Raw genomic sequence first — 8,704 nt, forward strand, 5'->3', positions numbered from 1 at the left:
CGGCGGGAGGGCGTGGGCCGGGGGGTGCGTGGCGACGTTGGCCTTGGAGCCTGCGGCCGGCTCATGGATGGTCAGGTTCGCCCTGGCGGCGGATGACCGGCAGGCTGCCGAGGTCGTGGTGGCCGGTGCGGAGGCCCTCAGCAGGGCCAGTCCGGGGTTGCCCGCGCTCGCCGCCTTCGCCGCGCACGCCCGTGGCCTGCTGGACGGCGACATCAACGCCCTGGCCCAGGCCGCCGCCGCGCAGGCCGCGGACGTCTGGGCGCGAGCTTCGGCCGCTGAGGACCTCGGTGTGGCGCTGTGGTCGGCCGGGCGGCGCGAGGAGGCGGCCGCAGGTCTGGAGCGGGCGCTGGCGATCTACCAGGAGATGGGGGCGGCAAGGGACGCGGGCCGGGCGCGGCAGCGGCTGCGTGCCCTGGGCGTGCGTCACCGGCATTGGAGCGCCGCCGAGCGGCCGGTCTCCGGCTGGGACAGCCTCACCGAGACGCAGCACGCCGTCGCGCTGCTCGTCGCGGACGGCTGGACCAACCGGCAGGTCGCCGAGCAGATGTTCCTCAGCGTGCACACGGTCTCGTTCCACCTGAGGCAGGTCTACCGGAAGCTGAACATCGGCTCGCGCGTCGAGCTCGCGCGTCTGGCGGTCACCGAAAGCCTGATCACCGAGGACCGGGCCACCCAGGGCCGGGCCACCCAGGACCGGGTGGCCCAGGATCCGGCCGCCGAGGGCCGGGCCGGCCCGGAGACGCCGGATCGTGGGGGATGACTGCACATCTGGGGGATGTGACCGCGAGACGCCTGGTCCACTCTCGAACCTGGAGGCACCGGCCGAGGCTGCCCGGCCCCGGCTCCGTTCACGTGCCGATTTGAGGAGGAGTCGTGTCCATCGCGTCGTCCGGTCTCATCACTACCAACAGGGAACCCATCGCCACCTATCGCACCTACGAGGAGGCGCAGAAGACCGTCGATCATCTGTCCGACCACGGGTTCCCCGTCAAGGGAACGCTGATCGTGGGAGTGGGCCTGCGGTCGGTCGAGCAGGTCGTCGCGCGTATGACGTATCTGCGGGCGGCCGGCTGGGGCGCGCTCAGCGGAGCCTGGTTCGGTCTGCTCATCGGCCTGTTCTTCGGCATCTTCGCCGCCAGGCCGGGTGCCTGGCTGACGCTGCTGCTGTGGGGCCTGATCTGGGGCGCCATCGCCGGGGCGATCTTCGGCCTCATCGCGCACGCGGTGCACGGAGGCCGGCGGGACTTCGTCTCCGAGAGCTCCCTGGTGGCCGACAGGTACGAGGTCCTCGTCGATTCGGAACACGCGGCCAGGGCCCACGAACTGCTCAGGAAGCCGTCCGGCTAGCCCCGGGAGGAGAAACGGGCACCTGACCGGGCGCGTCGCCGCCTGGGCCGGCCGGTTCCGCCGGCCGGTCTGCTCAGGCGGCGACGCGCGTCAGGAAGGCGAGGGTCCGTGCCTGGTCCTCCTCGTCGCCCACCGCGCTGAGCAGGAGGTCGGTGGCGCCGGCGACCTCGTACCGCTCGATCTCCTTCTCGACGGCGCTCTCGCTCCCGGCGATGACCGTCTCGTGGATACCGGACATGCCCTGGCGCTCCAGCATGGCGCGGTACCCGGCGAAGTTCCCCGCGAAGCCGAACTGCTCGGCGATCCGGCGCCGCACTCCCTCAGGGTCGTTCGTGACCGCGACCATGACGCTGGCCACGACGCGCGGCGACGGACGGCCCGCGGCGGACGCGGCCTCCGTGATGCGCGGCACGATGTGCTCGGCGACCGCCTGGGCCCCCGTCCAGACGGTGACCGTGCCGTCGGCCAGCTCGCCCGCGATGCGCAGCATCACGGGGCCGAGCGCCGACAGCAGCACCGGGGGAGCGGCGGCGCCCGGCACCTCGACCCGGCCGGTGACGGAGAGGGTCTCGCCCCGGTAGTCCACGGCCTCGCCGCGCAGCAGCGGCATCAGCGCGCTGAGGTACTCGCGCACGTGCCGCGCCGGCCGGTCGTAGTCCAGCCCGAACGTGCCCTCGATGATCTCCCGGTGGCTCGGGCCGAGGCCGAGCGTGAAGGAGTTCCCGCTGATCGCCTGCGCGGTGAGCGCCTGCCCGGCCAGCGCCAGGGGATGCTTCGCGTACGTCTGCACCACGGCGGTCCCCACCTCGATGCCCGGCACCTCCCGCCCGGCCAGCCCCGCCACGCTGATCGCGTCCCATGAGGTGAGCTGGCTGAAGAAGGCGCTCCTGAAGCCCGCGGCCTCCGCTTCGCGCACCAGCTCGATCTGGGTGTCGAGGTCCGCGTCAGGGCGGTTGAGATAGACGCCGAGTTGCATGGGGGTCTCCTTAACATGAATCGGATCTTCCGCTTCCGTCTTGGTAGGCTACTGTAACCTGAATTCAAACTTCCGGTTAGCCGGTTAGGAGGAGCGGCAGGTGCGAGCAGACGCGCGGCGCAACCGCGAGCGCATCGTGGCGACCGCGCTCGACCTGTTCGCCGAGCGCGGCCCCGGCGTCTCGATGGAGGACATCGCCTGCGCCGCGGGGCTGGGCGTGGGCACCCTCTACCGCCATTTCCCCGACCGTGGCGCCCTGGTGGCCGACCTGGCCACGACCACGCTGTCGGGCCTGCGCGACCACGTCCGCGCCGGGCTCGCCGAGGACGTCTCGCGCTGGGAGGTGCTGCTGCGCGTCGTGCGTTACTGCGCAGGCCAGCCGCTGGCGCTGATCACCTCGCTCGGCGCGGGCGCGACCCCGTCCACGGCCGCCCCGGTGGAGCTGATCCAAGAGGTCGACGCGCTGCTCGCGCGGCTGGCCGCACAGGCTCAGGAGGAGGGCACGCTGCGTGGCGACATCACGCCCGAGCAGGTCGTCGGGCTGCTCAACGTCATGGTCTGCCGCCCGGGTGCCCGGTTTGACGACCCGCTCTCGACCGTGATGCTCGACGGGCTCAAGGCGCCCGGTCCAGCCTCGCGCGGCTGAACGGTCCCGGGGGCCTGCCGCGGGTTCTTCATGGGCGGGCATTGCTTGCGGCAAGTGTTGGCACCGTGCCCGCCGTCCAGGTGCCGCCGGCGCTAGGAAAGGGCCGGTGGGATCAAGGGAGTCGCTTCGTTCGTGGCTGCGCGCCGACCCGTGGCGCGCGCTGCTCGTCCTGGTGGCCGCCGGCTACGCGGTCGTCCAGCTGGCCGTGGTCACGCCTGGCATGGGGCTGGGCTGGGACGAGACCGTCTATGTCAGCCAGGTCGATCCGCGCGTGCCGGCGGCCGAGTTCATCGCGCCGCGCGCCCGGGGGATCACCCTGGTCGTCGCGCCCGTGGTGCTCGTCACCTCCTCCACGGAGGTGCTGCGGGTCTACCTGTGCGTGCTGTCGGCGCTGGCGCTCTACGTCTCGTTCCGAACCTGGTCGCGGGTGCGCCCCGGCCCGGTGGCGCCGCTGGCCGCCCTGCTGTTCGCGTCCCTGTGGCTGTCGCTCTTCTACGGCGGCCAGGCCATGCCCAACCTGTGGGTGGCGTTCGGGGCGGTGGCCGCCACCGGCTGCCTGCTGCGGTGCATGAGGCCAGGCAGCGGGCGGGGCCCGGTGATCGGGCTGGCGGTGAGCGTGGCCGCGGTGGCGCTGCTGCGCCCGCCGGACAGCCTCTGGCTCGTCCTGGCGCTCGCGGCACCGCTCATCTGGCGGGCGAGGGCCCGGGTCGCGCCGTGGGCCAGGGCCGGGATCGCCCTCGTCGCGGGCCTGGTGGCGGGTTGGACCGACTGGATCGTCGAGGCGTTCGTCCGCTTCGGCGGCCCGGGCGCGCGCTGGCGGGCCGCCGGCGCGGCGAACGAGACGGGCCTGCACTTCTCGCTGGCCGAGCACGCGCGGGCGCTCAACGGCCCGCTCCTGTGCCGGCCGCCCGCCCACTGCGGGCCCGTTGTGCTGCCCTGGCTGCTGTGGTGGAGCGCCATCCCCGTGCTCGTCCTGCTCGGCCTGTACGTGGCACGGCGGCGCGAGGCGGGCGCGTACGCCATGGCGGCCGCCGCCGGCCTGCTCATGGCCGTGCCGTACGTCTTCCTGGTCGGCTACGCCGCGCCCCGCTTCCTGCTGCCCACGTACGCGCTGCTGGCGTTCCCGATCGTCGCCGGAGCCCTGGGACTGGCGGCGTCGCCGCGCGGGCGGGCACCGCGGTACGCCGTCGCGGGTCTCGTGGCCGCGGGCGTTCTCGGGCAACTCGCTCTGCAGGGACTCACGCTGGACAAGGTCGCCTCCCGCCGGCTGGCCAAGCGCCAGGCCGACGTGCAGGTGGCCAGGGCGCTGGACGGCCTGGACCTGCGCCGCCCCTGCCTGGTGTACGGGGAGCACGCCACGATGATCGCCTACCGGGCGGGCTGCGAGTCCCACACGGTCCTGCGCTGGCCCAAAGAGCCCGGGGTGCCCGCCGCGGTGCGCGCCGCCCAGAGCGCGGGCAAGCACGTCGTCGCTGTCGTGGAGGGCCGTACGACGCCGCCGCCGCTCGCGACCTGGGGCCGGACGCCGCTGCCTGAGGTCCGGCCGGGCAGGTGGCACGCATACGTCCCCTAGTGAGCTGGGGGCGTCTTTCCTGATACCAGGTCCGATAAGGGCAATTCTTCACCGGCGCTTTCCCAGTATGGGGAATTCGGTTCCGGTGTGGCGTTGTGGAGCGGTTCGCCGTAACTGTAAGCATCGGTACCGGTCTCGTTAACTCGCTTGGCGGGCAGGCACGAGCCGCATTCCGACCTGCTGTTTCAGTTCCAGCCATGGGTCGCATTCCGAAAGGAACGGTACATGTTCACGCCCATTCCCGGCTCAAAAGCCAAAACCACGCGCGCCTGGCCGGCGCTGCTGCACTCGATGAGGAGAGCCGCGAAGCTGGCCACGAGCGGCGGTCTGGCACTCGCCCTGACCGCGTCCCTGGCTCCGGCCGCGCGCGCGGACGACCACCACCATCACCACAACGACGACGATCACGGTGGATGCACGCCGCGCGTCTTCTTCAAGCGCGACCGGCTGTCGCCGCGGAACTTCTTCCTGCCCCGCACCCACTACATCGACGGGCCCGGCGGCTCGATGACGGTGTCGGTGACGCGGGAGCACGAGGTGCTCGCGTTCCTTGAGACCGAGCGGGATCGCCTGCACTCGACCACCACCGGCGACCCGCTGATCAGCCCCGGCCTGGTCGTCCGCAGCCTGCGCAAGCTGGGGCTCCCGCACCTCGAAGAGCGCCACATGGTCTTCACCGGCCACGAGTACACGCGGGAGGTCAGCAAGGGCATGTACGGCAACATGTGGTACCGCGTCTTCGGCTACCGCATCGGCTGGTCCGCCTGGTCGGTGCTCGGCACCTGCCGGCACGTCAAGATCGCTTCCGGCTTCGCCAACGTGCCCGCCAGGGTCGAGGGCTGGCACTACTGGGAGTCCAAGCACCCGACCTACAAGGGCCGCCGCCTGTCGTTCAAGTGACGTTAGCCGCCGGGCGGACGAACAGTCGCAATTCCCGATTGAGGAGATCTGCGACTGTTGGCCGCCCGGTTCCGGAAAATCACTTCTGGACATTTCTTTCGCTGCCCAGACCCCGCCGATATGGTAAAAATCCTGCCATTCCACGGGGAAAGGGCGACGATGATCGAGTCGATGTTCGATCAGGAATACCTGCGCGACCCGCATGCGGTCTTCGCACGGCTCCGCGCGGAACGGCCGGTATTTCGCCCCGCCACGCCTCAGGGCGTACGGGTCTGGGTGGTGAGCCGCCAATAGGACGTCAGGGCGGCGTGCACCGACCCCCGCCTCAGCAAGGACTTCACGAACAATCCCCACCTGATCAAGGCGAACGAGCTGGAGGGCGGGGACAGCGGCGGCTACGAGGCCGTCGTCCCGCACAACATGCTCTTCGTCGACCCGCCCGGCCACGTACGGCTGCGCCGCCTGGTGGGCAAGGTGTTCACGGCCGGGCGCGTCCAGGCGCTGCGCCCGCGCATCGAGCAGATCAGCGCCGGCCTCCTCGACCGCGCCGGCACCGAGTTCGACCTGCTGCGCGACTACGCCGTGCCGCTGCCCGCCATGCTGATCGGCGAGCTGCTCGGCATCCCGGAGAGCGACTGGCCGCAGCTGATCGAATGGTCCACCACCACCATCGAGGGCGCGGCGCTGGACCCCGGCGAGGTGGTCGAGACGGCGACCGCGTTCACCGGCTATCTGGACGAGCTGTGCGAGGCGCGGCGCGCGACCCCAAGGACGACCTGCTCAGCGCCATGGTGCAGGCCCAGGACGAGACCGGCGTGCTGAGCCGGCGCGAGCTGGTCGACACCGCGTTCCTGCTCGTGGTCGCCGGCCACGAGACGACCGTGCACCTCATCTGCAACGGGATGCTCGCGCTCCCGCGCCATCCGGAGCAGCTCGCCGCGCTCCGCGAGAACCCGGCGGCGCTGCCGGCCGCAGTCGAGGAGTTCCTCCGCTTCGACGGGCCCGTCAGCACCTCCACGCTCCGGTTCACCACGAAGCCCGTCACGATCGGCGGGACGGAGATTCCCGAGGGCCGGCTCGTGCTGGTGTCCTTCCTGTCCGCCAACCGGGACGCTGCGCAGTTCGCCAACCCCGAGGACCGGCCGGCCTGGCGTCCCGGCCTGCTCATGCACGGGCTGACCAGCCTGCCCGTACGGGCCTCGGCCCAGGAGTCCGGCCGCTAGGCGCCGTTCGCCTCGGACCTGCTGATGGCGATCAGCTCGTGGTGCCGTACGACCTCGGCGATGATGAAGACCAGGAACCGCTCGGCGAACACCGGATCGAGCTTCGACTCCTCCGCGAGCCGGCGCAGGCGGCTGATCTGCTGGGCCTCGCGCCCGGGATCGGCGGGCGGAAGCTGATATTCGGCTTTCAGCCGCCCGACCTCCTGCGTGCACTTGAACCGCTCCGCGAGCAGGTGGACGAGGGCGGCGTCGAGATTGTCGATGCTGTCGCGAAGCCGCTGCAGCTCCTGGCGGACATGATCGTCCACGTCCGCCGGGAGCTGAGTCCGTGCGAGGGGTTGATCCATGAGCACATTCCCCACTTGTGCAAATGACACGGTCCTAGAACGGCAAACCATACCACCGCATATCAAGTCGGACATCCCACTTAGATCATGGAAGACCAGCTAACCAATGGCCAAATCGCCGACCGCGGCCCCCGGCCGAGCGCCACCCCGGAGGGCGACCCTCGGACCGGCGGCTCAACGGCAGGGCGGCCGGTAGGGGAGATCGTCGAAGTACCGCCGCCACTCGGCGCGGGTGATCAGCGCGCCGGCCGCCTGGCAGATCCGTGCCGCCACCGCGCCGGGGTGCGTGTCCCACAGGCGGACGTCGTGCCCGGAGGCCGAGATCAGGGTGCGGTTGTCGGCGGCGTACAGGACGGTGCGCAGGTCGGCGTGGGTCAGCTCGGCGATCGGGCGGTTGCCGCGCAGGTCCCAGAGCCGGGTGGTCCGCCCGGCGTCCGTGATGGCGAGGGTCCTGCCGTCCGGGCTGAAGTCGGCGTGCCAGACGGCCTGGTCGTGTCCGGGCAGGATCGCCGGGCGCGCTGCGCGGCGCGGGCCGGCAAGGGCCCAGACGCGGGCGGTCCCGTCGTGGCCGGCGCTGAGGAGCGCGTCGCCCTTCGGGCCGAACCGCACGACGGCCACCGCCGCGTCGTGCTCCTCGTGGTGGGCGACCTCCTTGAGCGTGTGCTCGCGTACGTCCCACAGCCACACGCCTCCGTCGGCGTCACCGCTGGCCAGCAGGCGGCCGTCGGGGCTGAAGTCGACCGCTTCGACGTCGCGGAACCCGTTCCGGCCGGTCAGCCGGCGGGGAGTGCCGGGCTGGGCGATGTCCCAGAGGACCAGCTCGCCGGTCTTGTCCCCGGTGGCGAGCGTCGCGCCGTCGGGGCTGAGCGCGGCGCCGGCCAGGCCGCGCCTGGGCAGCCTGGCGTGGAGGACGGGCCTGCCCCGGTCGGCGATGTCCCAGACGGTGACGGCGCTCCCGGGCTGAAGGGTGGCCAGGCGGCGGGTGTCGCCGCTCATGAGCAGGCGGGAGGCGGGCGGCGCGGCCCAGCGGGACAGCAGGAGCCTGCGCCACGGATCGCGTACGTCCCAGAGCCGGCCGCCGCGCGCCCCCGTGGTGGCCAGCAGGCTCCGGTCGGGGCTCAGCACCAGCCCGGCCGTCGGATCGCGGTCGTGGACCGGGCGGTGCCACTGGTGGAAGCCGCCGGTCGAGGATCCGGCGGCCAGCGACTGACCGTCCGAGGCGAAGGCGAGCCCGGCGACGTCGCCGGGCTGCCGGAACGCGGCGACCTCCGCCCGCGTGGCGACGTCCCACAACCGGACCGTCCGGTCGCTCCCGCCGGTGGCCAGGGCGGTGCCGTCCGGGCTGAACGCCAGGCCGCGGACGACCTCGTCCGGCCGCGCGAACCGCCTGGGCGTCCCGCAACGGCGCCCGCCGTCCAGCCGGCAGAGCCAGGTGCCCCCGTCGTTGCCCGAATAGGCCAGGGACCGCCCGTCGGGGCTGATCGCGAGCGCCCCGGGCCCGCCGCCGAGCCCGGTCACCACGGTGCCGGCCGGAACGGCACGCCGATCGACGGCAGCCACCTCACGCCGACCGGTTGCGGCAGCGCGCCCACCAGCCTTCGTCCCGCCCCGGCTGGTGCCGGTGGTGAGGTGCCCGGCGGCGGTTCCGCGGTGGCGAGGCACGGCGGCGGGGTGTTCGGCGCTGGTACGGCC

11 protein-coding genes are annotated in these 8,704 nt (G+C 72.4%); 8 read left to right on the plus strand and 3 right to left on the minus strand.

Annotation, left to right across the window (positions count from 1 at the left end; all coding sequences use genetic code 11):
* Positions 1 to 760: helix-turn-helix transcriptional regulator (locus ETD85_RS57150; RefSeq protein ID WP_240780080.1), on the plus strand; the 760-nt coding region annotated here is incomplete at its 5' end.
* A gap of 113 nt (positions 761 to 873) precedes the next feature.
* Positions 874 to 1,347: a general stress protein gene (locus tag ETD85_RS57155; RefSeq protein WP_206059532.1), complete on the plus strand. Its 474-nt coding sequence runs from the start codon at positions 874 to 876 to the stop codon at positions 1,345 to 1,347.
* Positions 1,348 to 1,420: 73 nt separating this feature from the next.
* On the opposite strand, the gene ETD85_RS57160 is transcribed toward ETD85_RS57155, so the two are convergent.
* Entirely contained in the window at positions 1,421 to 2,323 is a 903-nt protein-coding gene (locus tag ETD85_RS57160) for an LLM class F420-dependent oxidoreductase (protein ID WP_138698212.1), read from the minus strand.
* A gap of 100 nt (positions 2,324 to 2,423) precedes the next feature.
* On the opposite strand from ETD85_RS57160, the gene ETD85_RS57165 reads away from it, so the two are divergent.
* From ETD85_RS57165 to ETD85_RS57180, 6 genes are all read left to right on the plus strand, one after another.
* Positions 2,424 to 2,969 (plus strand): TetR/AcrR family transcriptional regulator, encoded by a 546-nt coding sequence (locus ETD85_RS57165; protein ID WP_138698213.1) that lies wholly within the window; start codon positions 2,424 to 2,426, stop codon positions 2,967 to 2,969.
* Positions 2,970 to 3,075: 106 nt separating this feature from the next.
* Positions 3,076 to 4,542: a hypothetical protein gene (locus tag ETD85_RS57170; protein WP_138698214.1), complete on the plus strand. Its 1,467-nt coding sequence runs from the start codon at positions 3,076 to 3,078 to the stop codon at positions 4,540 to 4,542.
* Positions 4,543 to 4,767: 225 nt separating this feature from the next.
* Entirely contained in the window at positions 4,768 to 5,442 is a 675-nt protein-coding gene (locus tag ETD85_RS57175) for a hypothetical protein (protein ID WP_138698215.1), read from the plus strand.
* A gap of 57 nt (positions 5,443 to 5,499) precedes the next feature.
* A complete protein-coding gene (locus tag ETD85_RS64105; RefSeq protein ID WP_170247407.1) occupies positions 5,500 to 5,736 on the plus strand; it encodes a hypothetical protein in 237 nt (78 codons plus the stop codon).
* Positions 5,737 to 5,862: 126 nt separating this feature from the next.
* Positions 5,863 to 6,264, plus strand: coding sequence for a cytochrome P450 (locus tag ETD85_RS64110; RefSeq protein WP_170247408.1), 402 nt, complete (start codon positions 5,863 to 5,865; stop codon positions 6,262 to 6,264).
* Positions 6,186 to 6,665, plus strand: a complete 480-nt coding sequence (locus ETD85_RS57180) for a cytochrome P450 (RefSeq protein ID WP_170247409.1) — start codon at positions 6,186 to 6,188, stop codon at positions 6,663 to 6,665. The genes ETD85_RS64110 and ETD85_RS57180 overlap by 79 nt, the downstream gene beginning before the upstream one ends.
* On the opposite strand, the gene ETD85_RS57185 is transcribed toward ETD85_RS57180, so the two are convergent.
* Both ETD85_RS57185 and ETD85_RS57190 read right to left on the minus strand, forming a co-directional pair.
* The gene (locus ETD85_RS57185) at positions 6,662 to 7,012 is read right to left on the minus strand and encodes a chorismate mutase (RefSeq protein ID WP_138698217.1); all 351 of its coding nucleotides are present in this window, start codon (positions 7,010 to 7,012) and stop codon (positions 6,662 to 6,664) included. The genes ETD85_RS57180 and ETD85_RS57185 overlap by 4 nt on opposite strands.
* 174 nt (positions 7,013 to 7,186) lie before the next feature.
* Positions 7,187 to 8,704, minus strand: a 1,518-nt coding sequence (locus tag ETD85_RS57190; protein ID WP_206059533.1) for a WD40 repeat domain-containing protein, incomplete at its 5' end; no start/stop codon positions are given.

Source organism: Nonomuraea zeae, from assembly GCF_005889725.1.
Lineage (GTDB): Bacteria > Actinomycetota > Actinomycetes > Streptosporangiales > Streptosporangiaceae > Nonomuraea > Nonomuraea zeae.

Bases quoted from the DNA above. Each gene is read 5' to 3' on its own strand.
- ETD85_RS57160 (WP_138698212.1), bottom strand. From the start codon at position 2,323: ATGCAACTCGGCGTCTATCTCAACCGCCCTGACGCGGACCTCGACACC.
- ETD85_RS57175 (WP_138698215.1), top strand. From the start codon at position 4,768: ATGTTCACGCCCATTCCCGGCTCAAAAGCCAAAACCACGCGCGCCTGG.
- ETD85_RS64110 (WP_170247408.1), top strand. From the start codon at position 5,863: ATGCTCTTCGTCGACCCGCCCGGCCACGTACGGCTGCGCCGCCTGGTG.
- ETD85_RS57185 (WP_138698217.1), bottom strand. From the start codon at position 7,012: ATGGATCAACCCCTCGCACGGACTCAGCTCCCGGCGGACGTGGACGAT.